Here is a 24605-nt window from a genome sequence, read left to right on the forward strand (position 1 = left end):
CCGACAGGGCGATGCAGCCGGCATCGCCCTGTCGAAGGTTCCGCTGCGTCTACTGGTTCGCCGGGTCCGTCTCCGCCTCATAGGCCAGGCGCGAGACCACCATCAGCAGATAGGCGGACGGTAGGGCGAAGATGATGCCGAGCACCAGCGCCGCCGTCCCTTCCATGCGAAGCGTTTCGGCAATGGCCCAATAAACGGTGCCTATGCAGATGATTGCCTGAACGACGAGAAACGAGGCTGCCGCGGCAACGCGCGTGAGCGTTTTGAAGGTCTTGATACGTTGCATCGAGAAATGTCCAATTTGGCGCGCCACGCCACCGGCCGACGGCCGATGGCCGTCGCCAGGTCGCGGCGCGAAGGAATGTTTGAGGTGTGAAGGCTGCGGTCGCGACCGCCGGTCTCAGGCGGTTGGTGGCGCCCGAGGCTGGTTGGCGCGCGAGAGCGGCGCGGCCACAAAGGCAGGCACGATGCTTGCCTGCGCCGGCAAAGCCTGGCCAGCAGCAAGGAAATCGGGAGCTGGGGCGAGCGTACCGGGATTGCCGTTGACCAGCTTTATGGGCAGCGGCCGCCCGGCGCGGACTTCGACGGCTTGCGCCTTGCCGGTGACCCTCAGCAGCGCGAGCGTTTCGCCCTGCCGCGATGCGCTGATGCCGGCGCCGCCCGAGGCTGCCGCTGTCGAGGCGGAGACTTCAGCCTGAGCGAAGCCTACCAGCGCAAGCACGAGCAGCGCCATCAGGGCCGAGCATGCGGTCCTGACCGGCGACTGCGTGGCTCTTGCGCGCTTCAATGCCGTCAACGGCACAAAACTCCTTTGTCCAGACCCGCCCTACCCCATGGGGCGGCGGAAGGAAAGCTTCGCTCAACGAATCCCGGAGGCAACCAGCCGTGCGCCGGCGAATATTCCCCGCGACAGCAGGCTCACGGCACTTCGTCCTTGAACCTTGCGGCTTCCGGTGCCAAATCTGGGGAAATTTCCGCATCGGCTCGCATCAGCAGCCAACCCGCAAACGGACAAGAATGGTTACCTATCTCGACGCCGCGACGGCCCCTTTGAGAAACACCGGCCAGATCCGCCTTTATGGCGAGGAAGGTTTTGCCGGCATGCGCAAGGCCTGCGATCTCACCGCGCGCTGTCTCGACGAACTCGTGCCGATGGTGAAGCCAGGCGTCACCACCGAGGCCATCGACCGCTTCGTCTTCGAGTTCGGCATGGACCAAGGCGCCTTGCCGGCGACGCTCAACTATCGCGGCTACACCAAGTCGTCCTGCACATCGATCAACCATGTCGTCTGCCACGGCATTCCCGACAACAAGCCGCTGAAGGACGGTGACATCGTCAATATCGACGTCACCTACATCCTCGACGGCTGGCATGGCGATTCCTCGCGCATGTATCCGGTGGGCACGATCAAGCGCGCCGCCGAGCGTCTGCTCGAGGTGACGTACGAATGCCTGATGCGCGGCATCGCGGCCATCAAGCCCGGCGCCCGCACCGGCGCCATCGGCGCGGCGATCCAGACCTATGCCGAGGCAGAACGCTGCTCGGTGGTGCGCGACTTCTGCGGCCATGGCGTCGGCCAGCTCTTCCATGACGCGCCGAACATCCTGCACTACGGCACCGTCAGCGAAGGCGTCGAGATGCGGCCCGGCATGATCTTCACCGTCGAGCCGATGATCAATCTTGGCCGCCCGCATGTGAAGGTGCTGTCGGACGGCTGGACAGCGGTGACGCGCGACCGTTCGCTCTCGGCGCAATACGAGCACACGATCGGCGTCACCAACACTGGCTGCGAGATCTTCACGCTGTCGCCGAAAAAGCTCGACCGCCCCGGCCTGCCGGCATAGTTTCCTGGCCAAAGCCTTCGGGGGATACAGGCAGGCCATGGGAAAAGTCGACGACGAGCGGGCGTTCTTTTCGGAGGCCTGGGTCGAGCCGCCACAGAAGTCACGGAAAAAAGCCACGGCGGTAGAGAAGCCGCATTATCACGGTCATCGCGACCGCCTGCGCGAGCGCTTCGTCGCGGGCGGCGCGGACGCCCTGCCCGACTATGAACTGCTCGAACTCCTGCTTTTCCGCCTGATCCCGCGCGTCGACACCAAGCCGATCGCCAAGGCGCTGATCGCACGCTTCGGCTCGCTGGCCGAAGTGCTGGGCGCTCCGGCGTCCCTGCTGGAGGAAGTGAAAGGCATCGGGCCGACGGTGGCGATCGATCTCAAGGTTGTCGCCGCCACCGCCCAGCGCATGGCGCGCGGCGAAGTGCGCGGCCGCGAGGTGCTGTCCAACTGGACACAGCTTCTCGACTATTGCCGCTCGGCCATGGCCTTCGAGAGCCGCGAACAGTTCCGCATCCTGTTCCTCGACAAGAAGAACATGCTGATCGCCGACGAGGTGCAGCAGACCGGCACCGTCGACCACACGCCGGTCTATCCGCGCGAGGTGGTGAAGCGTGCGCTCGAACTCTCCGCCAGCGCCGTCATCCTGGTGCATAACCATCCGTCCGGCGACCCGACACCGTCACGCGCGGACATTGAAATGACCAAGCAGATCATCGATACGGCCAAGCCGCTCGGCATTGCGGTCCACGACCACATCATCATCGGCCGCAAGGGCAACGCCTCGATGAAGGGCCTGCTGCTGATCTGACCCCGGCGTCGATCTCTGCCCCCACCAGGCGCAGGCCGCGCGCGAATGGCTTCCTCCCAATGGCTGCGCGCGACGGTCGAGGGAGGTCATGGTCAGATTTTAGACACAAAACCATCGGTCGGAGAGCGGCTGCATCTAGCCGCGGCCTCTTTAGGCGGATCGTGACCTGCATCATGGCGGCTGGACAGCCGTTCGTCGGAATCCACCACCTCGCAGGGTCTCGAACATCTGCGAGCAATCGGACTCAGCACGCGAAGTTCGCACCAAAAAACTACTTTTCCACCGCCAAATAGTCGGCTCTGGAATTTCAACCGCAAATCACGCTATGATGCAGGTGGCATTCGCCGGGACGGCTCCGCGCCCCCTCGAATGCCGGGAGGAACGGGACATGGCGATTGCGCTTGTACTCGTTTTGGTTGTTGTGGGCTCGGTGTTGTTCCACTTCCTGAGCCCATGGTGGTGGACGCCGATTGCCTCGAACTGGGACTATATCGACAACACCATCATCATCAGCTTCTGGATCACCGGCGTCGTCTTCGCCGCCGTCGTGCTTTTCATGGCCTATTGCGTGTTCCGCTTCCGCCATCGCGAAGGCAACCGCGCAGTCTATGAACCGGAGAACAAGCGCCTCGAATGGTGGCTGACGGTCTGCACCGCGGTCGGTGTCACGACCTTGCTGGTCCCCGGCCTGTTCGTCTGGAGCCGCTTCGTCAACGTTCCGAGCGACGCGACCGAGATCGAAGTGATCGGCCAGCAATGGCAATGGAGCTTCCGCCTGCCCGGCAAGGACGGCAAGCTCGGCACATCGGATACCCGTGACGTCACCGCTGACAATCCGTTGGGCATCGCCCCCAAAGATCCCAACAGCCAGGACGATGTCGTGGTCGAGGCGGCCGACCTGCACTTGCCGGTCGGCAAGCCGGTCAAAGTGCTGCTGCGCTCGATCGACGTGCTGCACGATTTCTACATCCCGGAATTCCGCGCCAAGATGGACATGATCCCCGGCTCGGTCACCTATTTCTGGTTCACCCCGACAAGGACCGGAACCTTCCAGGTGCTGTGCGCCGAGCTGTGCGGCCAGGGACACCCGCTGATGCATGGCGTGGTCGTGGTCGACACCGAGCAGGATTATCTGGCCTGGGTCGGCCAGCAGCAGACTTTTGCGCAATTGTCGGCGCCCAAGCAGACGGGCTCGGCAAACCAAACGTCAGGAAAGACGATGGCGTCCGGTTTGGGCGTCGCGGCAAAGCTCGAAACCGTCGAGGCCCGCTGAACAGGGCACGGAGGTGCTCCCAATGGTCGACGTCACACCCGCAGATGCCGTTCCCCCCGCCGAAGTCGCAGAGGTGGAACTCTACCATCCGCATAGCTGGTGGACGAAATATGTCTTCTCGCAGGACGCCAAGGTCATAGCGGTCCAGTACTCGGCGACGGCGACGGCGATCGGCCTGGTTGCGTTGGTGCTGTCCTGGCTGATGCGGTTGCAGCTCGGTTTCCCGGGCACGTTCGATTTCATCACCCCGGAGGCCTATTACCAGTTCATCACCATGCACGGCATGATCATGGTGATCTACCTGCTCACCGCGCTCTTCCTCGGCGGCTTCGGCAACTATCTGATCCCGCTGATGGTCGGCGCCCGCGACATGGTCTTTCCCTATGTCAACATGCTGAGCTACTGGGTCTACCTGGCGGCCGTTCTGGTCCTGGTGTCGAGCTTCTTCGCGCCGGGCGGACCGACTGGTGCCGGCTGGACGCTCTATCCGCCGCAGGCCATCATGACCGGCACGCCGGGCGGCCAGGACTGGGGCATCATCCTGATGCTCACCTCGCTCATCCTGTTCATCATCGGCTTCACCATGGGCGGCCTGAACTATGTCGTCACCGTGCTGCAGGGGCGCACGCGCGGCATGACCTTGATGCGCCTGCCGCTCACCGTCTGGGGCATCTTCACCGCCACCGTCATGGCGCTGCTCGCCTTCCCGGCGCTGTTCGTCGCCTGCGTGATGATGCTGCTCGACCGCGCGCTCGGCACCTCCTTCTTCATGCCGGCGATCGTCGAGATGGGCCAGCAATTGCAGCACAATGGTGGCAGCCCGATCCTGTTCCAGCACCTGTTCTGGTTCTTCGGCCACCCCGAGGTCTACATCGTGGCGCTGCCAGCCTTCGGCATCGTGTCCGACCTGATCAGCACGCATGCGCGCAAGAACATCTTCGGCTACCGCATGATGGTCTGGGCCATCATCGCTATCGGCGCGCTGAGCTTCGTGGTCTGGGCGCACCACATGTATGTCAGCGGCATGCACCCTTATTTCGGCTTTTTCTTCGCCACCACTACGCTGATCATCGCGATCCCCACCGCGATCAAGGTCTATAACTGGGTGCTGACGCTATGGCGCGGCGACATCCACCTCACCATACCGATGCTGTTCGCGCTCGCCTTCATCGTCACCTTCGTCAATGGCGGCCTGACGGGCCTGTTCCTCGGCAATGTCGTCGTCGACGTGCCGCTGTCGGACACGATGTTCGTCGTCGCCCATTTCCACATGGTCATGGGCGTCGCCCCGATCCTGGTGATCTTCGGCGCGATCTACCACTGGTACCCGAAGGTCACCGGCCGGATGCTCGACGAGACGCTCGGCCGCTTCCATTTCTGGGTCACCTTCCTCGGCGCCTATCTGATCTTCTTCCCCATGCACTATCTTGGCCTGATGGGCATTCCGCGGCGCTACGCCGAACTGACCGATATGACCATCATGACGGAGTCGGCGCACCATCTGAACTCGTTCATCAGCATCATGGCCTTCATCGTCGGCTTCGCCCAGATGGTGTTCCTGTTCAACCTGATCTGGAGCATCCGCCATGGCCGCGAGGCCGGCGGCAACCCATGGCGGGCGACGACGCTCGAGTGGCAGACGCCCCAGACGCCGCCGGCGCATGGCAATTTCGGCAAGGAGCTGCCGATCGTCTATCGCTGGGCCTATGACTACAGCGTGCCGGGCGCCAAGGAGGACTTCATCCCGCAGAACGTGCCGGGCAATTTCGGCCTCTCCAAGGAGCCGGCATGAGCGTCATCCTGGTTTTCCTGGTTGTGGTCGCCGGCTTTGCCGGCTGGTGGCTTTCGCACCAGCGGCTGACGGCGAGGCCCTGGCTGGAGCAAGGCATGGCCGGGGATTTCGTCGGCTTCGACCGGTCGGCGCTCCCCACCGCCAAGATCGGCCTCGGCGTCTTCCTCGCAGTCGTCGGCTGCCTGTTCTCGCTATTTGCCAGCGCCTATTTCATGCGCATGGGCCTGTCGGACTGGCAGCCGCTGCCGCTGCCGCGCCTGCTCTGGCTGAACACCGGCGTGCTGGTGCTGAGCAGCGTCGCGTTGCAATGCGCCGTGGTTGCCGCGCGCAGAGGCCAGATGGACATGGTCAGGCTCGGTCTTGCAACGGCCGGGCTGACCGCGCTTGCCTTCCTTGTCGGGCAGTTGATGGCGTGGAGGCAACTGACCGAGGATGGCTACCTGCTTGCGTCCAATCCGGCCAACAGCTTCTTCTATCTGATCACCGGAATGCACGGTCTGCACATACTGGGCGGTCTGGTCGGCCTTGGTAGGACGAGCATCGGCGCCTGGAACGGAGCGCGGCCGGAGCGACAGCGCCTCAGCGTCGAGCTCTGTGCCATGTATTGGCATTTCCTGCTCTTCGTCTGGCTGGCCATCTTTGCCCTCCTGGCCGGCTGGGCAGCGACATTCATCGACATTTGCCAACGGCTGCTGACCTAGGAGACCGGCAATGGCTGAGACGAGCCTGACGCATACCGACCGGATGGCGCCCCGGCCAGCGGGTTGGCAAGGCATCGCCGCCGACTGGGCCTCGGACCAGCGCGCGTTCAAGAACGTGTCCTGGGGCAAGGCCATGATGTGGATCTTCCTGCTCAGCGATACCTTCATCTTCGGTTGCTTCCTGCTTTCCTATATGACCGCGCGCATCTCCACGCGCGTGCCGTGGCCGAACCCGAGCGAGGTCTTCGCCTTGCGCATCGGCGGCTCCGAGATCCCGCTGATCCTGATCGCCATCATGACCTTCGTGCTGATCTCGAGCAGCGGAACCATGGCCATGGCGGTCAATTTCGGCTACCGGCGCGACCGCCGCAAAACCGCGATTCTGATGCTTTTGACCGCCGCGCTCGGCGCGACCTTCGTCGGCATGCAGGCTTTCGAATGGACCAAGCTCATCATGGAAGGGGTACGGCCATGGGGCAACCCATGGGGGGCCGCGCAATTCGGATCGTCCTTCTTCATGATCACCGGCTTCCACGGCACCCACGTGACGATCGGCGTGATCTTCCTGATCATCACAGCGCGAAAGGTCTGGCGCGGCGATTTCGACGTTGGGCGCCCCGGCTTTTTCACCAGCCGCCGCGGTCGCTACGAGAATGTCGAGATCATGGGCCTCTACTGGCACTTCGTCGACCTCGTCTGGGTGTTCATCTTCGCCTTCTTCTATCTTTGGTGAGAGGCAGGCTTCGTTGAGAGGAAGATATGGCTGAAGCAACCGCAAACGGTCTCGGGCAACACGCACTCCATACCGCCCACGCGCATGACGCAGCGCCGGTGGCCGTCGCCGACGCGCATCAGGAGCACCCGATCAAGCTCTACCTAGTGGTCTGGGCGTGGCTGTTCATTCTCAGCACCTGCTCCTATCTGGTCGATTATTTCGGCCTCCACGGCTATCTCAGATGGTCGCTGATCCTGATCTTCATGATGCTCAAGGCGGGGCTGATCGTCGCCGTCTTCATGCACATGGCCTGGGAGCGGCTGGCGATGATGTATGCGATCATCCTGCCGCCGATACTGGTGCTGGTTTTCGTGACCATGATGGTGTTCGAGGCCGACTACACGCTGTTGACCCGTATCGCGTTTTTCGGGCCCGGCCCCTGACCGCATTTTTCGAATTCACCGCGGCCGATCCGGCCGGCGACCGCGGGTGCCGGTGCCTTGAAACAACAGGCGGCCGGGCCATCTTTCCTGGCATGGCAACGAGGACGCGATCGGCATGCGTTCGTGAACTCAAGCAAGGGAGGCCAAAAATGACGATAGCAAACAGACTGAGGGATTTTATCGACGGCAAGGGAATCCCTTACGACACCGTCGCGCATCATCGCACATCCACCAGCAGGCAGGCCGCCATTGCCGCGCATGTGCCCGGCAGCATCATGGCGAAGTCCGTGGTCGTTCACCACGAACTTGGTTATGCGCTGGCCGTGGTCCCAAGCACCCATAGAATCGAACTCGGCAAACTGCAGGACGTCATGGACAAGCGCCTCGGGCTCGCTTCCGAGGATGAGGTGGTCTCGCTCTTCGATGATTGCGATGTCGGCGCCATTCCGCCGATCGGCGCAGCCTATGATGTGCCGGTCATCCTGGACGAAAGCCTCGGCGATGCCGCCGACATCTATTTCGAGGGCGGCGACCACAAGACGCTCGTGCATGTCAGCGGCAAGGATTTCCGCAACCTGACCACAGGCGCGCGTCAGGCGCGGTTCAGCCACCGGGCCTATTGAACGGCACCTGTGCTATCGCCGGCACGCAATGACGGGAGTTGCTCAGCTCGCCGGCCTCGGGGCTGCCGGGGATTCCACCACCTTGCGGTAGACATGCCAGGTGGCGTGACCGAGGATCGGCAGCACCACCGCCAGTCCCGCGAACACAGGCAGCGAGCCGACGATCAGCCCAACGGCGACGATAAGTCCCCAGACGGCCATTACAATCGGATTGGCAAGGACCACCCGCACCGAGGTATGGATGGCTTCGTAGGCGCCAACGTCGCGATCGAGCAACAGCGGGAAAGCGACCACGCTGGTGCATAACACGACCACGGCGAATACGAACCCAATGGCGTGACCCAGAACGATCAGCGTCCAGCCGCGTCCGGTAGCGAATATCTGCGCGATGAAGCTGGACAGCGACGCTGGCGGCTCGGGGCCGAACAGGTGCTCGTAGAAGAACTTGGCGGTCAAAAGCCATGTGATGAAGATCGCAAACAGCATGATCCCGACCGCGGCGATGGCCGGCAACGCCGGGGAGTTCCTGACTTCGAATGCGTGACGCCAGGAGGTGTCGAGCCCGGCCTCCCGCCTGCGGCTGATCTCGTAGAGCCCGATCGCGGCGAATGGACCGATCAGCGCAAAGCCGGACACAAGCGGAAACAGCAACGGCAGGGCATTGGCGCCCGAAGTCCAGACCGCGAGCACCACCCCGACAAGCGGGTAGATCAGGCACAGAAACACAATATGGGACGGTTTGACCATGAAATCGCCCACACCGCGCTTAAGCGCGTCGAATAGATCGGACACACCGATCTTCCGGACTTTCGTGTGCTCCAGCGTTTCGCTGGCCCCTGCAATCACGTGAAAATTTGCCATGACCACTCCTTCAGACCAGGTCCGGCAAGGTCGCAGCTTCACGGTGCCGCCGTTCTGCATGGTTGGCCACGCAAACCGCGACCTGCACCAGCGCCAACATACTCCTTCGTGCCCGATTTGTCGCCCTCAGGTCAGCGCCGGTTAGTCAGCGGCGCACTGGCTCCAGAGGTGCTTTTTCGGTATTCTCAGGCCGCGAAGGTGAACGTCATGGATACGCGGACGCTTCTCATACTCGGCCTTGGCATAGTTATTCTGCTGTTGTTGGGATTTTTTGCGCTGCCGGCGTGATGGCGCCTGGCGCAATATTCAGCAGCGCGATTGCCGACCGTCCTCCTGCGGAACAAGCAGGCGACCACCAAACGGGGCGTGGCGGGGCCATGCCTACTTGGAAAACTGTTTCAGGTAAGCGATGACGTTGGCTATGTCCTGATCGCTCTTGAGGCCGGGGAACGCCATCTTCGTCCCTTTGACCATGGCCTTTGGATCATGGAGATAGGTCGTCAGCGTCGCCTCATCCCATTTCACGCCGGATTTTCCGGCCGCGATCATGGCCGCGGAATAGCTGAAATCGGGGTGGGTGCCCGCAGTGCGCCCAATGACGCCGTTCAACGACGGACCAACCTTGTTCTGGTCCTTGTCGGCGACGTGGCACACCTTGCATTTGGTGAAGACCTTCTCGCCTGCGGCAGCATCCTGCGCCTGCGACGGATTCGCAACGAACGCGATGGCAGGCACAACGGCTAAGAACGCGATTGCGCGCATGGCATTTCCTCCCTGGTCGCCATTGTGCAGACATGCCGATCGCGCCGGCACGCCGCTCTTCGCGGCGGGGCGGAGTACCCGCAGATCCCCGCTGGAATTGCGCTACCTACATACCACAGAATCCAGCCGTCAGATAGGAACAGCGTTTGCGGAGGGTTGCAGCCCAAGCCGGTTCAAGGCGGATCCGTGTTGCAGGTTGCGGCCATCTGGCCGACCGCTTCCGACAGTCCGGCAAGATCGAAATCGGCCTCGCCGCGGCCGGCGAGCAGGCCGAAGCGCCATGACAGCAACAGCCGGCTCGCCGAAACCAGCCGCTTGATGCCGTCATCCCCGTCCCTGACCAGCAATTTGCCGCGCGGGCCGACAGACCAGCTCTCATCGAATTTGCTGCCGCCGTCGACCATGACCGACATGGTGATCTTCCGGCTGGCCGAAACAGCGTCGTTGAGCTGCAGCCATTCGCTCCAGCGCGGTTCACCGCCCGTCCGGCAGGCCAGCGTCAGCACCGGACTGTAGCCCAGCGCGCCGCCGCCTGTGATCAGCTTGTTGCTGGCGTAAAGCGATGCCGTCACCTGGCCGTCGCTGGCGGCATCGACGCGCCAGTTGCCGAGATCGGGTCCGGCCGCGGCCACATCGGCGGCGGCAAGCAGAAGCGCCGCGGCAACAACCACGCCCCTCATCTTGAATGCCACTGTCAACGGTGCCTCCAACGACCCTGCGAAATGCGATACCGCGCAGATAATCATCAACGTTCGGTATCGCCAGCAGCGGGCATTCAACACAACCTGACTGTGTTGCCGTGCTGCCACAAGGTGAATTCGGAAGTGCCTTTTGCTTGAGCGACACCGGGTTGATTTATGCGGCCGGTCAGGGCACCGGGATCGTTATTGGCGGCTGCAAACCGGGTTGATAGACGATACCATTGTAAATAATGCTGCCGTTCCAAAATACCTGAATCACATACAGCGTGCGGACCTGCGTGGGCACTTCAGGGAAATAATAGTCCCCTGCCGGTCCTGTACTGACCGGGTAACTGAGCCCAACATCTGGATTTTGCAATCGCACAAGGCAGCCGGGGATTGGCACGCCGCGCGATGTCACCACGACCCCACTTATCTGCATATACGGCCCCGGCATGACTTGAGGAAATGCCAGGCACGGCAGCAAGGCCAGGACGAAAGCGATGGCCAAAACGCGTTTCAACGGGTTTGCCCGTATGCCGACCCCGCCGGGATCAGTTGCGATGGGGCCGGAGGGGTGACGGGGATCAAGCCCCTGCTGACAGCCGGCGTGAGATTCACGACCTGGTCAAGCCGGACCTGCCCCATGTCTACCATCCCGTTCTGCTGCATGTAGACGTGCGAGAAGCCCTTGAAGCGGTCGGGCAGAAAATCGGAACGAGCAATCGTAAAGAGTTGCGGCGGAACGCCTGCCGTCTCTAGACGGACAACCATGAAATCGAGATACGGCCCGATCGTGTTCGCGAATGGATTGTTGCTGCGGACAACGAGCTCCTGTCCCATGCAGACGGAAAGTCTCACATCCTGGTCGGCGCTCATCTGCACGACGCCGGTCAGACGAAGAGCGTGATCGGCTCGCTCCTTCTGCACGGCGGCGTCGATCTGCCCCGCTATATCGTCACGGCGCGCTTGGTTCGCGTAGTAAAGCCCGACAAAATCGAATGCCAGCCCGAGCAGAAAGATGCCCAGACCTGGGACTGTCGTTCCCATTTGAAAAAAGTCGCCGATCTTTACATCTGTGAGACCGTTCTTGTCGCCCGCAAGTTTCAGTGCGCCAGAAGCGATCAAAAAGATGCCACCGAGGACCAGAACGCCCCCAGTTGCGACAATTGCAAATATCACCCCGCTGAACAGATCCATTCGTTTTTCCCGGAAAACATAGGGATCAGCCCAGCGACTATCATAGCACAAGGGTCTATCTGGCAACAGTAAGCGATTTCACACAACTTCCGGAGGAGTAAATATTAAGCCTATTCAGCGTAAAATTAGCGGAATAATTTGAAAGGACGCCAACCCATTTCATGTTCATCAAGATGATCGGGCTGGAGACCTCCTGCCGAACCACCTTGGCGAGCGCTTGGAGACGTCTGCTGCTCTATAACGAAAAAGGCCGCCTCGAGGGCGGCCTTTCGAAACGAGGTTTATTGCGCCGTTTTTACTCGGCGTCCTTGGCGGCTTTCTTCTTCGGCGCGGCCTTCTTCTTGGGCTCTTCCGCCTCGCCGGCGGCCTCGCCCGCCTTTGCTTCACTCGCCTTGGTCTCGGCTTTCTTCGAGGAAGCCTTCTTCGCAGGCTTCGCCTTGGTCGCGGTCTCAGCCTCCTCGTCTTCGGCCATCAGCTCTTCCTTGCTGACCTTGACGTCGTCGACCGAGATTTGCCCGAGCAGGTAGTCGACCACCTTTTCCTCGAACATCGGGGCGCGGAGCGAATTGATCGCCTCCGGGTTGCTGCGATAGAACTCGAAGGCTTCCTGCTGCTGGTTGGCCGGGAAGCGGCGGACCTGCTCGAACAAGCCGCGCTGCAGCTCTTCGTCCGATACCGTGACGCCGGCCTTCTCGCCGATCTCGGCGAGAACCAGGCCGAGACGCACACGGCGTTCGGCCAGGCGCATGTACTCGGCGCGCGCCTCTTCCTCCGTCGTCTCTTCGTCGGCAAAGGTGTGGCCGGCAGCTTCGAGGTCGCGATTGACCTGAGCCCAGATGTTGTTGAACTCGGCCTCGACGAGCTTCGAAGGCGCCTCGAAGGAATAGGCGGCGTCGAGCTGGTCGAGCAGCTGGCGCTTCACCTTCTGTCGGGTCATCGAGCCGAACTGGTTCTCGATCTGGCCTCGCACGATCTCGCGCAGGCGTTCCAGCGATTCCAGGCCGAGGTTCTTGGCCGTCTCGTCATTGATTTCCAGCGCGCCGGGCGCCGACACTTCCTTGACGGTCACGTCGAAGGTGGCTTCCTTGCCGGCCAGATGCGCCGCCTGGTAGTTCTCCGGGAAGGTGACGGTGATCTGCTTCTCGTCGCCCGCCTTGGTGCCGATCAACTGGTCCTCGAAGCCCGGGATGAACTCCTTGGAGCCGAGCACCAGCGGCTGGTCGGTGCCGGCGCCGCCGGCGAAGGCTTCGCCGGCGATCTTGCCGACATAGTCGATGCTCACGCGGTCGCCTTCGGCGGCCTTGCCGTCCTTGGCCTCGTAGCTGCGGGCGGATTCGGCGACGCGCTTCACCTGGTCGTCGACTTCCTGATCCGGCACGTCGTAAACCTGACGCGTGACCTTGATGTCGGAGAAATCCTTGATCTCGATCGCCGGGATGACCTCATAGTTGAGGCGGAACTCGAAGTCGGCGCCGCCGGCCAGGATCTTCTCGGCTTCCTTCTCATCCTCGGTCATGATGACCTCGGGCTGCATGGCGGCCTTCTCGCCGCGCCCGGAGATGATCGAACGGGTCGAGTCGTTGAGGATCTCGTTGACGACCTCGGCCATGAACGACTTGCCGTACATCTTGCGCAGGTGCTGCACCGGCACCTTGCCGGGGCGGAAACCGTTGATCCGCACCTTGTCGCGGGCATCGTTCAGCCGCGCCATCAGCTTGGCTTCCATGTCACCGGCCGGCACGGTGATCTTGATCTCGCGCTTGAGACCGGAGTTGAGCGTTTCGGTGACCTGCATTCTAGAACCTTTGTTTTCACCAATGAGGCTGCCAAACGGTCCTTAGCCCGTTCACAGCCTGCCGGTATAATCTTGCCGGAAATGGCTTTTGGTACGGAACCCGGTGATTTGACCGCTAACGCGGTTCAAACTCTCCTGAACTGCACTTCCCAAAATGTGAAGAAGTCTTTGTTTTTCCTACTTCTTTTTACATTCTGCAGAAGCGGATAGTCGCGTCCCGTCACATTCGACACGCCTTTTGTCACAGGCTAGGCTAATTTTCAACCATCTTCGCGATTAGGCGAATGAGCGTGATCTGGACCCTGAGATTGACAGAATGATGGCTACATGGGATTGCCGGGGAACGCGGATGTGGCGGAATTGGTAGACGCCCTGGATTTAGGTTCCAGTGCCGAAAGGCGTGGGGGTTCGAGTCCCTTCATCCGCACCAACCTCCAAGGCCTTTGGCGAAGGAGGACTTCCCTGTGAATTCCTTGGCGGCACAAGCAAGGCCCTCATCCACGCAGAAAAGCTCCTGCAAGGGCATGGCGTTTGCACGTCCAACGCTCTTGAAATAGCCCGCTAACAGGTTCTTAGTTGCAACAGGCAGGTTGGGGCTCTGTCAGGTTGTGCGCGTCGTTTCTCTACTTTTCAGTGCTGGGTCAGTGGTCGCGGCAGCGACGTGTCAGGTCGAGGCGCTAGAATACACGCCGGCTTCCACGCCGGCCGGGCAGCCAATTCTTGTCGTCTCCGGTGAATTTGGCGCCAATGAACCCCTGAACACGTTTAACAGCACGGTTGTAGGCAGCGGGGCCAGGGTTATCGTATTCAATTCCCCCGGAGGCAACGTCGGCAGTGCGATTCGATTGGGGCGTATGATCCGCGCGGCAGGGTTGGATACGCTTCAGGTTCGCCAGTTGCAATGCGCTTCAGCCTGCTCACTGGCCTTCCTGGGTGGCGTCCACCGTGCTGCCGAACCAGGTTCTATCGGCGTTCATCGTGCGTTCCTGAAACCGGCTGACGGAATGTCCAACGAAGAAGCGGCGGCCCGTGTTCAGCTCGGAACGGCCGCAATCACATCCTATGTGGTCGAGATGGGAGTCGACCCCAAGCTGATCGAACTGGCTTCGAGCTATGACAAGCATGACATAAGATACCTATCGACCAGCGAAATGGCAGAGTTGCGCGTGACCAATGTCACAGCGGGCCAATCGCCCCCAGATACATCGCTGGTGTCGACGAGGCCAAATCCTGTTCCCATTCCGGTGCCTGTGCCCGACGCCGGGCATCAGGCGGAGAGCGTTGCGGCAGCCTTCGTCAAGGATCTCATCGAGCATCATGGCGACAACAACGACTTCGCTCTTGCTCAAGTTCAAGCGTCCTACGCTCCCACGGTCGACTATTATGGCAAGGTGACGAACCTGAGCTCAATCATTCAGGACAAGAGGAAGTTTTACCGGCGATGGCCTGAACGCGGATACAACGTCCGCAATGACAGCGTGGTGGTCACCTGCGCTAACGATCGGTGCATGGTTACGGGCGTCTATGACTGGGTCGTGCGCAGCCCCTCGATACACAAGCAGGAAAAGGGAGCAACAAGCTTTAGCTACACGATTTCAATCGGTCCCTATCCCAAAATCATCGCAGAGACAGGCAATGTTCAGCGATAACAGGGACCATCGTCGATGAGGCGCGCCGTCGCGCTCTAATAAAGCGGCTCCTCGAACAGCGTCTTGTCGCCGTCCATCAGCGCCTTGATATGCGCCGTGCCGTCGGCCGCGAGCGCCAACTTGATGCCGAACGGCCGCACGCGGATGTCGTCCTGGAACGCCATCCCCTCGCCTTCCGGAACATAGAAACGGTCGATCCCGTATTCCGGCGCGATCGTCGCGTCCGGTTCCCGCAGACCCCAACCGTCGGCGACGCGTCCGGCTATGTCGGCCTCGTCCGGGCCGGCCGGCGTCGGCGCCTGCCCGAACCACGCAGTCGTTGGCTGCCAGTAGCCGTCTGCCCCCTTCTTCAACCGCACCACGATCGATGTCTCGTCGCTGGAGAGCTTGCCTTCCGGAATGTTGGCGATCAGCTTCACGGGGATCCGCGATATGTTGTTGTTGATTGAAATGTAATCGCCGCGCAGAAGGTCGCGCGGATCGACGGGCTCGACCTTGAGCAGGACTTCCTTGCCGTTGCGCAGGATCGCCGCGCGTCCGGCGATGATCCAGCTGAGGAAGCCAATCTGGACGAGCGCCAGCACCAGCGCCGCGATGATCAGTCTTTTGCCGCTCATGCCGCTGCTCCTCCGCCGGCGGGCGTCTTCATGCGCTTTTCGACCCGGATGATGACCAGCGCCAGTATCCCCAGCAGCACGGCCGCGGACAGGAAGAAGCCGGCCGTGTCGAGCATCGACTGCAACATCACCACATAGATGATGGCGAGTTCGAATGCGAAGCCGGCATAGGCCACCCATCGCAAACCCCTGCTCTCACGGCCGCCGAGCATGATCGCCGTAACGATGCCGGCAAGCGCGACCGCCGAGGCAATGGCAAAGCCGCTGTTGTAGATCGCCTCGTCGGCCAGTTCGAACTGGACCATTGCCAGGCCGGCAAGAAAGCCGATAAGCGCGTGCAAGGGCAACCGGCCGCCGAGCTGCGCGATCCTGTCGACAGGTTCGGCGGCGAAGATCGCCGCCGCGAACAGCAGCGCCGAGACGAGCACGAGCGGAATGGCGACCTGGAGCGTGTTGTGGTCCATCGCCAGCAGCATGAGATAGAACAGGATCGACAGGATGATCAGGTGTCGCGCCGCCTGGCTGCGTGTCCAGAAAGAAACGGCAAACAGCACCAGCGCCACGGCGGCGAAGAGATACGGAAACTCGGCCCGGCGGAAGAATCCGCCCCATTTGAGGAACAACCAGGCATCGGCGATGCCGACGGAGGCGACGGTGAGCGGATTCGAGCGCAATGCGACCGCCGCCAGCGCCGTGCCGGCGCACCAGGTCAGCAGCGCCGAGGTCTCGTCGCCCGACAGATGGTACATCTGGCCGATCAGCGCGATCGAGCCGCCGAAGGCCGCGGCCGCCACGATCCACAGCGCCTCGCCGATCGCCGCGTGGTCGCGCGTCTTCAACACCGCACCGCCGACATAGCCGCCGACGATGACGGCAAACAGCGCTGCCGCGCGCACCAGCCGCGGAATGACCTCCCAGTTGGCGGCGACGAAGATGAGGATCGCGGCGCCGAACAGGAGCGCCGCCATCATCGCCAGGATCGAGCCGAAGCTGAGCGAGGTGCGCTCGTTGGCGGCTAGGTCGCGCGCCAATGCGTCCGCCGTCGGCGCGTCGATCAGGCCCGCCTCCCGCCATCGGGCGATATCCGCCCTTACCCGTGTCGCATAGCCCGCCATGCGCTTCCCCCAAGCTTGGTCATTTTTTTAGCCGCGAGGCCCAAACCGTTGACGCAACGGCATTTTCCGATTCGGTCTTCTTTGTGTCGCAAGCGTGAATGGCCGTTAATGTTGCATTGCACAATTTGCATTGCTGCCATGCGCCAATCGCACTTTTAAACCGATATGATCCCACCTACTTTCTGTTCGTACACAAACGGAATGATCCGAACCAAAGACGAAACGAGCACTACCATGAACCTGATCCGCAACTACCGCAACTGGCGCCGCTACCGGGAAACCGTTTCCGAGCTGAGCCGCCTGTCGAACCGTGAACTGACCGACCTCGGCATCAGCCGCAGCGACATCCACTACGTCGCCCGCAAGGCGGTCTAATTCCGCTTCGGACCGCAAATGGTCCGAACCAGTTTTGAGAAAGTAAGACAATGAACCTGATCCGTAGCTACCGTAACTGGCGCGTTTATCGCGAGACGGTTTCCGAGCTGGGTCGGCTTTCGAACCGTCAGCTCCATGATCTCGGCATCGTTCGTGACGAGATCAAGATGATCGCCCGCAAGGCGGTCTAAGCAAGGCATTTCGCCAGGGTCGACCTCCTCCCCGACCCTGACGGATACGGTCAACCTTTACCTCCTCCCAAAGGTTGACCACCGAAACGGCGCCCGCCGGACCTCCTCCCCCGGCGGGCGTTGTTCTCCAGAAAGGTTTCGCCCCTTTTCAAATGGCGAAAGAGATTTCGTCAGAGCCGACCTCCTCCCCGGCGATGGCGAATATGGTCGATCTTCACCTCCTCCCGAGGATCGACCCCTAAAACGACACCCGCCGGATCTCCTCCCCCGGCGGGTGTTGTTGTTTTTGGAGCCTGCTTCCCGCCGCGCCCATTGCCGCCCGGCAATTGCAATCAGGCCGCCAAGCGACTATTCCGGCGCTCATGAGCAAAAATCCTGTCCACGTCATCGGCGGCGGCCTCGCCGGCTCCGAAGCCGCATGGCAAATCGCTGAAGCCGGCGTCCCGGTCGTGCTGCATGAGATGCGCCCGGTGCGCGGCACCGACGCCCACAAGACCGATGGGCTGGCCGAGCTCGTCTGCTCCAACTCCTTCCGCTCGGACGATGCCGCCGCCAATGCGGTCGGACTGCTGCATGCCGAAATGCGGCTCGCCAGCTCGCTGATCATGAGCGCCGGCGATGCGAACCAGGTGCCGGCCGGCGGCGCTTTAGCCGTCGACCGTGACGGCTTTTCCGACGCGGTGACCAAGAAGATCGAGGCGCATCCGCTGATCACGATCCAGCGCGAGGAAGTGCCCTGCCTGCCGCCGGCGGAGTGGGACCAGGCGATCATCGCCACCGGTCCGCTGACCGCGCCCTCGCTCGCCCAGTCGATCGCCGAGGCAACGGGCGCCGATGCGCTTGCCTTCTTCGACGCCATCGCGCCGATCGTGCATTTCGACACGATCGACATGAACACCTCGTGGTTCCAGTCGCGCTACGACAAGGTCGGCCCTGGCGGCACCGGCAAGGACTACATCAACTGCCCGATGGACAAGGAGCAGTACCTCGCTTTCGTGGCGGCGTTGCTTGAGGGGAAAAAAACCGAGTTCAAACAGTGGGAAGGCACGCCCTATTTCGACGGCTGCCTGCCGATCGAGGTGATGGCCGAGCGCGGCGTCGAGACGCTGCGCTACGGGCCGATGAAGCCGATGGGCCTGACCAACGCCCACAATCCGTCGGTGAAGGCCTATGCGGTCGTGCAGCTTCGCCAGGACAATGCGCTGGGGACGCTCTACAACATGGTCGGCTTCCAGACCAAGCTGAAGCATGCCGAGCAGGTGCGTATCTTCCGCACCATTCCCGGGCTCGAAAATGCCGACTTCGCCCGCCTCGGCGGCCTGCACCGCAACACCTATATCAACTCGCCGACGCTGCTCGACCCCTCGCTGCAGCTCAAATCGCGGCCGGGCCTGCGCTTTGCCGGCCAGATCACCGGCTGCGAAGGCTATGTCGAAAGCGCGGCGATCGGCCTGCTCGCCGGCCGCTTCGCCGCCGCCGAGCGCCTCGGCCAGGCGCCGTCGCTGCCGCCGGCGACCACTGCCTTCGGCGCATTGCTCAACCACATCACCGGCGGCCATATCGTCTCGGACGACGAGCCCGGCAAACGCTCCTTCCAGCCGATGAATGTCAATTTCGGCCTGTTCCCGCCCGTGGAAGCGCCGAAGGCCGAGGGCAAGCGCCTGCGCGGCAAGGACAAGACCATCGCCAAAAGGCACGCGATCACCTCGCGCGCGCTGGCCGATTGCAGGGGGTGGCTGGGGTTGCCGGCGCAGGCGCAGGCCGCGGAATAGCTACTCCGCCGGCGCGGCACTCGCGCCCGGCAATCCCGGCTTGCCCGCCTCTCCCGGATTTCGCCGTACATACGCCGCCTTCAGCGTCTCCGAGGTGTCGCGCGAGCCGTCATGGCTCCAGCCCGGCGGCTGGATGAGGTAGTTGAGGCGCTGGCCGAGCGTCAGCCCTGGCGCAAAGGCATCCTTGAACATGCCGATCCACTCGTGGAAGGCGACCTTCAGCGGATTGAAGGTGCCGATGTTCTTGACGATGCCGTAGCGCGGCCGGTCCTCCTCAAGTTCCTCGACGAAAGTGCCGAACATGCGATCCCAGATGATGAGCGTGCCGGCATAGTTGGCGTCGAGATAGCGCGGGTTGGTAGCGTGGTGGACGCGGTGGTGCGAGGGTGTGTTGAAGATGAACTCGAACCAGCCCCACATTTTGCCGATGGTCTCGGTGTGGATCCAGAACTGCCAGACCAGGTTGAAGCCGAAGACGAAGGCGATCACCGCCGGGTGTAAGCCGAGCAGCACCAGCGGCGCCTGCAGGATGAAGGTGAAGGTGAAGAGGCCGGTCCAGCTCTGCCTGAGCGCCGTCGAGAGATTGTAGTGCTGGCTGGAATGATGGTTGACGTGCTCGGCCCACACCCAGCGCACCCGGTGCGCGATGCGGTGATAGAGGTAGTAGCGCAGATCCTCGAGCAGGAAGGCGGCGACAAACACCCAGACCGACAGGCCGAGGTTGAAGAAGCGGAACTGCCAGAGCCACAGCAGCGCCCATGAGACGACGCCGAGCAGCAGGCCGGCAACGACATTGCCGGTTCCCATCATCAGGCTGGTCAGCGTGTCGCGCGTTTCGAACGATCCCTTGGCGCGGCCGGTGCGCACCAGCCACAGCTCGATCAGGATCGCGGCGACGAAGAACGGGATTGCAAGCTGCGTGACCTGCGGGAAATTGTAGTCGTCCATCACGTCGCCTTTCGGGTCTGATCGCGGTTCTGCAGGGTCGCTGCCACCGCCTGCGCGTCGGCATTGTCGGCAAAGGCAAACTTGCCGCCCTGCCAGGTGAAGTCGTTCGGCCTGAAGGTCACGACGTTGCCATCCTTCGCCAGGGCCAGAACGTCATGCGGCGTGACGATGCGCGTCAGGAAACAGTCGCCTATGCTCTGGACGATGCCGCAACGAGCCGGACCGAGCTCGATGAACGCGGCATGCCCGCCCGCTGTCAGCCGCACGGCGCCCGGCTTTTCGTCAGGAAAGTCTTCGGCAAAGCGCGCGAGCGCCTGGTCGGCGCCGGAAAGCGTCGCCGTCGTGGTGCCGCCGGTGAAATGCACCGCCGCGACCGACAGCGCGATGCCGAACACGACAAGGACGACCAGGACTGGCAGGCTCATGGAAAAGGCGGCTCCTCCGGCGGCTCGCGTTTCTTTGACGCGAGTCCGCACGGCAGAACCCCTAGCATAATTGACGTTTACGTCAAAGGAGCGCCCAGCCGCGCATGGCATGGCGCAGGAGCAGCCAATGCCGGCGCACGGTTGAGAGCGCCACCCTTGTGCCGGGCGCAAACCTCACTCTTCTTTCCATCTTGTCGAGATAGGCGCGCGTCAGCGCCAGCGGCAGGAAGGCCGGGCGCAGCGACGCGGGGAGAGCCGCTGCTCCCTCCTCGAAAGCGCCGAGATGCTCCCGCGCCAGCGCAATCATCGCCGCCACCGCTCGCTCTGCATCAGGACCGCCGTCGTCTTTGACAAACTGTTCCGCGGTCGTACCCGCGGCCGCCAGGATATCGGCGGGCACGTAGCATTGTCCGCGCCGACGATGCAGCGGCAGCAAAAGCAGCAGACCCGTGATCGCCTGCGCGCAGCCCGCCCTGCCCGCCAGTTCAGCAAAGCTCGGCGCGGCAGCCGGATCGAGCACCATCGCCGCAAGCTGGATCAGCGCCGCGGCCGTCTCGCCGCAATAGCCTTCGAGATCGGTTCGCGATGGCATCGGATCGTCATAGAGGTCGAAGATGCGCGCTTCGAGCATGTTGTCGAAAGCAGCCTTCGGCAGATGACTGACGGCGACCGTAGCCCTCAGCGCATCGGCGATCGGGTGGCCCGTTTCCGCATCGCCTTCGGCCGCGATCACATCGCGCCACCACTGCAGCCTGACCTCGCCCGGCAGCGGCTCATGAATGCGGTCGCGCACGCTGGCGATCTCGGCATTGAAGGCATAGAGCGCAAGCAGCGCGTCACGCTTGCCGGCCGGCGCATAGAGCGCCGAGAGATAGCGGTCATTGTCGGCGGCGCGCACCCCGTCCATGACGATGTCGGAAGTGCCGGCCATTCAATCGACGGCGATCAGCGCTGCGGCCACGGCGCGGTCCTCGGCCAGAAGCACGTTGTAGGTGCGCACGGCTGCGCCCGTCGACATCGGATCGGCCGAGATGCCGGCTTCCTTCAGCGCGGCGCGCAGTGCCGCCGGCAACGGCCGCAAATCCTTGCCGGTGCCGACCAGCAGGATCTCGACCTTGCCCGCCTCTGTGAACAGCTTGTCGAAATCCGCTGCCGTCAGCGCCAGCGGGTCGGCCGGCTCCCAGCCATGGATGCCGGACGGCAGGCAGAGCAGCGAGCCGCGGTGCGACATGTCGGCAAAGCGGAAGCCGCCATTGCCGTAGGCCTCGATCGGCGCCCTGCCCGGGTAATGCGCTTCGCGGATGACGATGCCTTTGGCCATGGGTCTAGAGCATGATGCCGAAAAGTGTGGAGCGGCTTTCGGACGACATCGTGCTCTATCTCTTTGATTTAGAGCCGGATTCAGATTTCAGGTCGACTCGACCTGAAATCATCCGGCTCTGACGGCGTCAGGTCGCCACGGCCTTGCCGTTCACCGGCTTGTCCTCGTCGGCGGTGGCGGCCTGCGGCCTGAGCTTGAAGAGGATCAGCAACGGTGCAGCGATGAAAATCGACGAATAGGTGCCGAACACCACGCCGAACAGCATTGCCAGCGTGAAGGAGCGGATCACCTCGCCGCCGAACAGCACCAGCGCCAGCAGCGCCAGCGATGTCGTCACCGACGTCAGCGTGGTTCTCGACAACGTCTCGTTGATGGCGTTGTTCAAGAGCTGCGGCAGCGGCATCTTCTTGTACTTGCGCAAATCCTCACGCACGCGGTCATAGACCACGATCGTATCGTTCAGCGAATAGCCGATAATTGTCAGGATCGCCGCCAGCGACGACTGGTTGAATTCCAGTCCGGAGATCACGAAGAAGCCGATGGTCATGACCACGTCGTGGACCGTGGCGACGATGGCGCCGACCGCGAACTGCCACTCGAAGCGGAACCAGACATAAAGCAGGATGCCGACCAGCGCGATCAGCATGGCGATCGTGCCCTGCTTGGCGAGCTCTCCGGAAACCGTCGGGCCCACCACCTCGACGCGGCGGAAATCGTACTGGTCCTGGAGTTCGCCCCGCACTTTGTCGATGACGGTCTGCTCGGCATTCTCGCCGGCGTCCTGCGTGCCGACGCGGATCAAGACGTCGTTCGGCGCGCCGAATTGCTGAACCTGGACCTCGCCGATGTTGAGCTCCGACAGCCGGTTGCGGATGTCGCCGAGATCGGCGTTCCCCTGCTTGGACTGCACCTCGATCATCGAGCCGCCCTTGAAGTCGATGCCGTAGTTGATGTCGATGGTCAGGAACCCGACGACCGACAGGATCGACAGCAGGCTGGACAGCGCGAACGTCCAGCGGCGGATGCCCATGAACGGGATCTTGGTGCCCGGCGGAATGAAGGTGACCGGCGCCCGCGGCAGTTCCTTCGGGCGGGCCCGGCGCAGCCAGATCGCCACCAGCATGCGCGTGAAGGTGAAGGCGGTGAAGACGGTGGTCAGGATGCCGATGGCGTAGGTGATGGCGAAGCCCTTCACCGGACCGGTGCCCAGCCAGAACAGCACCACCGTCGCGATCAGCGAGGTGACGTTGGAATCGACGATCGTTGCCAGCGCCTTGGAGAAACCGGTGTCGATAGCCTGGATCACCGAGCGGCCGTTTCGGCGCTCCTCGCGGATGCGCTCATAGATCAGAACGTTGGAGTCGACCGCCATGCCGATGGTAAGCACGATACCGGCGATGCCCGGCAAAGTCAGTGTCGCGCCGAGCAGCGACAGCAGCGCCACGATCATCGCCACGTGGACGGCCAAAGCTATATTGGCGAGGAAGCCGAGGAAGCCATAGGCGACGAACATGAAGGCGACGACGAGGATCGAACCGATGACGCCCGCCACCTTGCCGGCGTGGATGGAGTCCTGACCGAGGCCCGGCCCCACAGTGCGCTCTTCGATGACCGTCAGCGTTGCCGGCAGCGCGCCGGCGCGCAGCAGCACCGCCAGGTCATTGGCGCTCTGCGGCGTGAAATTGCCGGAAATCTGGCCGGTGCCGCCGAGGATCGGCTCGCGGATCTGCGGCGCCGAAATCACCTGGTTGTCGAGGATGATGGCAAACAGTTTGCCGACATTCTGCGCCGTCGCCTGGCCGAAGCGGGTCGCGCCCTTGGAATCGAAACGGAAGGAAACGACCGGCTCGTTGGTCTGCGAATTGTAGGTCGCCTGCGCATCGACCAGATTCTCACCGGAAACGATGACGCGGTTCTCGATCAGGTACGGAACCGGCGGATCGTCCTGCGAATAGAGGATCGAGGAGCCTGCCGGCGGACGGCCCTTCAGCGCATCCTGCACGGGCATCGACTGGTCGACCATCTGGAACGTCAGCTTGGCGGTCTGGCCGAGAATTTCCTTCAGCCGCTGCGGATCCTGCAGGCCCGGCACCTGCACCAGGATGCGGTCGTCGCCCTGACGCTGCACGATCGGCTCGGTGGTGCCGAGCTCGTTGACGCGGCGCTCGACCACCTCGATCGATTGCGACAGCGCCGTCGAGGTGCGGTATTTGAGGCCGGCGTCGGTGACGGTGAATTTGAGCAGGCCTGGCTCGGAATCATCCAGCGACATTTCCTGGATCGAGCCGCCGCTGAACAACCCGGCAGCCACCGGGTCGGTCAGCGGCTTCAGAACCTTCTTGGCCTGGTCAAGCTGACTTGGATCCGTGATGCGAACCTGCACGGTACGGCCCGAGCCCGAAAGACCGGTGTAGTTGATCTTTGGATTGGCGTCGCGCAGCAGCGTCCTGATCTCGTCGCGCGTCGTCTCCATCCGGTCCTTGATCAGATCGTTCTGATTCATTTCGAGCAGGATGTGCGAGCCGCCCTGAAGGTCGAGGCCGAGCGTCATCTGTCGTTTCGGCACCCAGCTCGGCAGTTGCGCCAGCATGCTTGCCGGGAACAGGTTGGGCGCGGCGAGGATCACTGTGACGGCCACGGCCAGCCAGATCAGGATCATCTTCAGGCGCGAGAAATAGAGCATTCGTTCTTATCCGTTCAGGC

Annotated in this window: 27 protein-coding genes and 1 tRNA gene; 13 read left to right on the forward strand and 15 right to left on the reverse strand. The window is 62.5% G+C overall.

Translation table 11 applies throughout. The features are described 5' to 3' along the window. Nucleotides 1–49 precede the first annotated feature (49 nt). Both EN853_RS11280 and EN853_RS11285 read right to left on the reverse strand, forming a co-directional pair. Nucleotides 50–286 (reverse strand): hypothetical protein, encoded by a 237-nt coding sequence (locus tag EN853_RS11280; protein WP_127859939.1) that lies wholly within the window; start codon nucleotides 284–286, stop codon nucleotides 50–52. 114 nt (nucleotides 287–400) lie between these two features. After that, on the reverse strand, nucleotides 401–796 hold the full coding sequence (locus EN853_RS11285) for a hypothetical protein (RefSeq protein ID WP_245516930.1): 396 nt from the start codon (nucleotides 794–796) through the stop codon (nucleotides 401–403). Between the two features lie 221 nt (nucleotides 797–1017). Between EN853_RS11285 and map the strand changes: the two genes are divergently transcribed. From map to EN853_RS11325, 8 genes are all read left to right on the forward strand, one after another. Continuing rightward, entirely contained in the window at nucleotides 1018–1845 is an 828-nt protein-coding gene (gene map / locus EN853_RS11290; protein WP_127859938.1) for a type I methionyl aminopeptidase, read from the forward strand. A 37-nt stretch (nucleotides 1846–1882) separates the two neighbouring features. Continuing rightward, nucleotides 1883–2644, forward strand: coding sequence for a DNA repair protein RadC (radC, locus tag EN853_RS11295; RefSeq protein WP_127859937.1), 762 nt, complete (start codon nucleotides 1883–1885; stop codon nucleotides 2642–2644). 388 nt (nucleotides 2645–3032) lie between these two features. Continuing rightward, nucleotides 3033–3917, forward strand: coding sequence for a cytochrome c oxidase subunit II (locus EN853_RS11300; RefSeq protein WP_127859936.1), 885 nt, complete (start codon nucleotides 3033–3035; stop codon nucleotides 3915–3917). A 22-nt stretch (nucleotides 3918–3939) separates the two neighbouring features. Next, a complete protein-coding gene (gene ctaD, locus EN853_RS11305; protein WP_127859935.1) occupies nucleotides 3940–5709 on the forward strand; it encodes a cytochrome c oxidase subunit I in 1770 nt (589 codons plus the stop codon). Further along, nucleotides 5706–6410: a cytochrome c oxidase subunit 3 gene (locus EN853_RS11310; protein WP_127859934.1), complete on the forward strand. Its 705-nt coding sequence runs from the start codon at nucleotides 5706–5708 to the stop codon at nucleotides 6408–6410. Before ctaD ends, EN853_RS11310 begins: the two co-directional genes overlap by 4 nt. 10 nt (nucleotides 6411–6420) lie before the next feature. Then, complete coding sequence (locus EN853_RS11315) at nucleotides 6421–7143, forward strand: heme-copper oxidase subunit III family protein (RefSeq protein WP_127859933.1); 723 nt, start codon at nucleotides 6421–6423, stop codon at nucleotides 7141–7143. A gap of 26 nt (nucleotides 7144–7169) precedes the next feature. Next, nucleotides 7170–7568, forward strand: a complete 399-nt coding sequence (locus tag EN853_RS11320) for a cytochrome C oxidase subunit IV family protein (RefSeq protein ID WP_127859932.1) — start codon at nucleotides 7170–7172, stop codon at nucleotides 7566–7568. A gap of 149 nt (nucleotides 7569–7717) precedes the next feature. Beyond that, nucleotides 7718–8191, forward strand: coding sequence for an aminoacyl-tRNA deacylase (locus EN853_RS11325; protein ID WP_127859931.1), 474 nt, complete (start codon nucleotides 7718–7720; stop codon nucleotides 8189–8191). Nucleotides 8192–8233: 42 nt separating this feature from the next. Here the strand turns inward: EN853_RS11325 and EN853_RS11330 are convergent, their stop codons facing one another. From EN853_RS11330 to tig, 6 genes are all read right to left on the reverse strand, one after another. Further along, nucleotides 8234–9052: a DUF2189 domain-containing protein gene (locus tag EN853_RS11330; protein ID WP_127859930.1), complete on the reverse strand. Its 819-nt coding sequence runs from the start codon at nucleotides 9050–9052 to the stop codon at nucleotides 8234–8236. Nucleotides 9053–9433: 381 nt separating this feature from the next. Further along, the gene (locus EN853_RS11335; RefSeq protein WP_127859929.1) at nucleotides 9434–9814 is read right to left on the reverse strand and encodes a cytochrome c family protein; all 381 of its coding nucleotides are present in this window, start codon (nucleotides 9812–9814) and stop codon (nucleotides 9434–9436) included. A 173-nt stretch (nucleotides 9815–9987) separates the two neighbouring features. Then, the gene (locus tag EN853_RS11340; RefSeq protein WP_167524445.1) at nucleotides 9988–10512 is read right to left on the reverse strand and encodes a hypothetical protein; all 525 of its coding nucleotides are present in this window, start codon (nucleotides 10510–10512) and stop codon (nucleotides 9988–9990) included. A gap of 169 nt (nucleotides 10513–10681) precedes the next feature. Beyond that, a complete protein-coding gene (locus tag EN853_RS11345) occupies nucleotides 10682–11017 on the reverse strand; it encodes a carboxypeptidase-like regulatory domain-containing protein (RefSeq protein ID WP_127859928.1) in 336 nt (111 codons plus the stop codon). After that, on the reverse strand, nucleotides 11014–11694 hold the full coding sequence (locus tag EN853_RS11350; RefSeq protein WP_127859927.1) for a hypothetical protein: 681 nt from the start codon (nucleotides 11692–11694) through the stop codon (nucleotides 11014–11016). The genes EN853_RS11345 and EN853_RS11350 overlap by 4 nt, the downstream gene beginning before the upstream one ends. A gap of 295 nt (nucleotides 11695–11989) precedes the next feature. Further along, the gene (gene tig / locus EN853_RS11355; protein WP_127859926.1) at nucleotides 11990–13489 is read right to left on the reverse strand and encodes a trigger factor; all 1500 of its coding nucleotides are present in this window, start codon (nucleotides 13487–13489) and stop codon (nucleotides 11990–11992) included. Nucleotides 13490–13834: 345 nt separating this feature from the next. On the opposite strand from tig, the gene EN853_RS11360 reads away from it, so the two are divergent. Beyond that, nucleotides 13835–13919: transfer RNA gene (locus EN853_RS11360), tRNA-Leu, on the forward strand. A 178-nt stretch (nucleotides 13920–14097) separates the two neighbouring features. Continuing rightward, entirely contained in the window at nucleotides 14098–15138 is a 1041-nt protein-coding gene (locus EN853_RS11365) for a hypothetical protein (RefSeq protein ID WP_127859925.1), read from the forward strand. Between the two features lie 35 nt (nucleotides 15139–15173). Here EN853_RS11365 and EN853_RS11370 read toward each other — a convergent pair whose 3' ends face one another. Further along, nucleotides 15174–15755, reverse strand: a complete 582-nt coding sequence (locus tag EN853_RS11370; RefSeq protein WP_127859924.1) for a GDYXXLXY domain-containing protein — start codon at nucleotides 15753–15755, stop codon at nucleotides 15174–15176. Next, the gene (locus EN853_RS11375) at nucleotides 15752–16870 is read right to left on the reverse strand and encodes a DUF2157 domain-containing protein (RefSeq protein WP_127859923.1); all 1119 of its coding nucleotides are present in this window, start codon (nucleotides 16868–16870) and stop codon (nucleotides 15752–15754) included. Before EN853_RS11375 ends, EN853_RS11370 begins: the two co-directional genes overlap by 4 nt. 234 nt (nucleotides 16871–17104) lie before the next feature. On the opposite strand from EN853_RS11375, the gene EN853_RS11380 reads away from it, so the two are divergent. The 3 genes from EN853_RS11380 (at nucleotide 17105) to trmFO (ending at nucleotide 19208) form a co-directional block, all read left to right on the forward strand. Next, a complete protein-coding gene (locus tag EN853_RS11380; RefSeq protein WP_071031999.1) occupies nucleotides 17105–17245 on the forward strand; it encodes a DUF1127 domain-containing protein in 141 nt (46 codons plus the stop codon). A 50-nt stretch (nucleotides 17246–17295) separates the two neighbouring features. Further along, nucleotides 17296–17436 carry a DUF1127 domain-containing protein gene (locus EN853_RS11385; protein ID WP_071096637.1) on the forward strand — a complete coding sequence of 47 codons (141 nt, stop codon included), beginning with the start codon at nucleotides 17296–17298 and terminating at the stop codon, nucleotides 17434–17436. 362 nt (nucleotides 17437–17798) lie between these two features. Next, nucleotides 17799–19208: a methylenetetrahydrofolate--tRNA-(uracil(54)-C(5))-methyltransferase (FADH(2)-oxidizing) TrmFO gene (gene trmFO / locus EN853_RS11390; RefSeq protein WP_127859922.1), complete on the forward strand. Its 1410-nt coding sequence runs from the start codon at nucleotides 17799–17801 to the stop codon at nucleotides 19206–19208. Here trmFO and EN853_RS11395 read toward each other — a convergent pair whose 3' ends face one another. From EN853_RS11395 to secDF, 5 genes are all read right to left on the reverse strand, one after another. Beyond that, nucleotides 19209–20156: a sterol desaturase family protein gene (locus EN853_RS11395; protein WP_189343876.1), complete on the reverse strand. Its 948-nt coding sequence runs from the start codon at nucleotides 20154–20156 to the stop codon at nucleotides 19209–19211. It abuts the gene before it with no gap. After that, a complete protein-coding gene (locus EN853_RS11400; RefSeq protein WP_127859920.1) occupies nucleotides 20156–20581 on the reverse strand; it encodes a hypothetical protein in 426 nt (141 codons plus the stop codon). Before EN853_RS11400 ends, EN853_RS11395 begins: the two co-directional genes overlap by 1 nt. An 82-nt stretch (nucleotides 20582–20663) precedes the next feature. Next, nucleotides 20664–21512, reverse strand: coding sequence for a phytoene/squalene synthase family protein (locus EN853_RS11405; RefSeq protein WP_167524446.1), 849 nt, complete (start codon nucleotides 21510–21512; stop codon nucleotides 20664–20666). Next, the gene (locus EN853_RS11410) at nucleotides 21513–21902 is read right to left on the reverse strand and encodes an Mth938-like domain-containing protein (RefSeq protein WP_127859919.1); all 390 of its coding nucleotides are present in this window, start codon (nucleotides 21900–21902) and stop codon (nucleotides 21513–21515) included. It lies immediately after the preceding gene. 127 nt (nucleotides 21903–22029) lie between these two features. After that, nucleotides 22030–24585: a protein translocase subunit SecDF gene (gene secDF, locus EN853_RS11415; protein ID WP_127859918.1), complete on the reverse strand. Its 2556-nt coding sequence runs from the start codon at nucleotides 24583–24585 to the stop codon at nucleotides 22030–22032. Between the last annotated feature and the right edge of the window lie 20 nt (nucleotides 24586–24605).

Origin of the sequence: Mesorhizobium sp. M1C.F.Ca.ET.210.01.1.1 (assembly GCF_004791585.1) — a bacterium.
Taxonomy (GTDB): Bacteria; Pseudomonadota; Alphaproteobacteria; order Rhizobiales; family Rhizobiaceae; genus Mesorhizobium.

Bases quoted from the DNA above. Each gene is read 5' to 3' on its own strand.
- EN853_RS11280 (WP_127859939.1), bottom strand. From the start codon at position 286: ATGCAACGTATCAAGACCTTCAAAACGCTCACGCGCGTTGCCGCGGCA.
- map (WP_127859938.1), top strand. From the start codon at position 1,018: ATGGTTACCTATCTCGACGCCGCGACGGCCCCTTTGAGAAACACCGGC.
- radC (WP_127859937.1), top strand. From the start codon at position 1,883: ATGGGAAAAGTCGACGACGAGCGGGCGTTCTTTTCGGAGGCCTGGGTC.
- EN853_RS11300 (WP_127859936.1), top strand. From the start codon at position 3,033: ATGGCGATTGCGCTTGTACTCGTTTTGGTTGTTGTGGGCTCGGTGTTG.
- ctaD (WP_127859935.1), top strand. From the start codon at position 3,940: ATGGTCGACGTCACACCCGCAGATGCCGTTCCCCCCGCCGAAGTCGCA.
- EN853_RS11310 (WP_127859934.1), top strand. From the start codon at position 5,706: ATGAGCGTCATCCTGGTTTTCCTGGTTGTGGTCGCCGGCTTTGCCGGC.
- EN853_RS11315 (WP_127859933.1), top strand. From the start codon at position 6,421: ATGGCTGAGACGAGCCTGACGCATACCGACCGGATGGCGCCCCGGCCA.
- EN853_RS11320 (WP_127859932.1), top strand. From the start codon at position 7,170: ATGGCTGAAGCAACCGCAAACGGTCTCGGGCAACACGCACTCCATACC.
- EN853_RS11325 (WP_127859931.1), top strand. From the start codon at position 7,718: ATGACGATAGCAAACAGACTGAGGGATTTTATCGACGGCAAGGGAATC.
- EN853_RS11330 (WP_127859930.1), bottom strand. From the start codon at position 9,052: ATGGCAAATTTTCACGTGATTGCAGGGGCCAGCGAAACGCTGGAGCAC.
- EN853_RS11335 (WP_127859929.1), bottom strand. From the start codon at position 9,814: ATGCGCGCAATCGCGTTCTTAGCCGTTGTGCCTGCCATCGCGTTCGTT.
- EN853_RS11350 (WP_127859927.1), bottom strand. From the start codon at position 11,694: ATGGATCTGTTCAGCGGGGTGATATTTGCAATTGTCGCAACTGGGGGC.
- tig (WP_127859926.1), bottom strand. From the start codon at position 13,489: ATGCAGGTCACCGAAACGCTCAACTCCGGTCTCAAGCGCGAGATCAAG.
- EN853_RS11370 (WP_127859924.1), bottom strand. From the start codon at position 15,755: ATGAGCGGCAAAAGACTGATCATCGCGGCGCTGGTGCTGGCGCTCGTC.
- EN853_RS11375 (WP_127859923.1), bottom strand. From the start codon at position 16,870: ATGGCGGGCTATGCGACACGGGTAAGGGCGGATATCGCCCGATGGCGG.
- EN853_RS11380 (WP_071031999.1), top strand. From the start codon at position 17,105: ATGAACCTGATCCGCAACTACCGCAACTGGCGCCGCTACCGGGAAACC.
- EN853_RS11385 (WP_071096637.1), top strand. From the start codon at position 17,296: ATGAACCTGATCCGTAGCTACCGTAACTGGCGCGTTTATCGCGAGACG.
- trmFO (WP_127859922.1), top strand. From the start codon at position 17,799: ATGAGCAAAAATCCTGTCCACGTCATCGGCGGCGGCCTCGCCGGCTCC.
- EN853_RS11395 (WP_189343876.1), bottom strand. From the start codon at position 20,156: ATGGACGACTACAATTTCCCGCAGGTCACGCAGCTTGCAATCCCGTTC.
- EN853_RS11400 (WP_127859920.1), bottom strand. From the start codon at position 20,581: ATGAGCCTGCCAGTCCTGGTCGTCCTTGTCGTGTTCGGCATCGCGCTG.
- EN853_RS11405 (WP_167524446.1), bottom strand. From the start codon at position 21,512: ATGGCCGGCACTTCCGACATCGTCATGGACGGGGTGCGCGCCGCCGAC.
- EN853_RS11410 (WP_127859919.1), bottom strand. From the start codon at position 21,902: ATGGCCAAAGGCATCGTCATCCGCGAAGCGCATTACCCGGGCAGGGCG.
- secDF (WP_127859918.1), bottom strand. From the start codon at position 24,585: ATGCTCTATTTCTCGCGCCTGAAGATGATCCTGATCTGGCTGGCCGTG.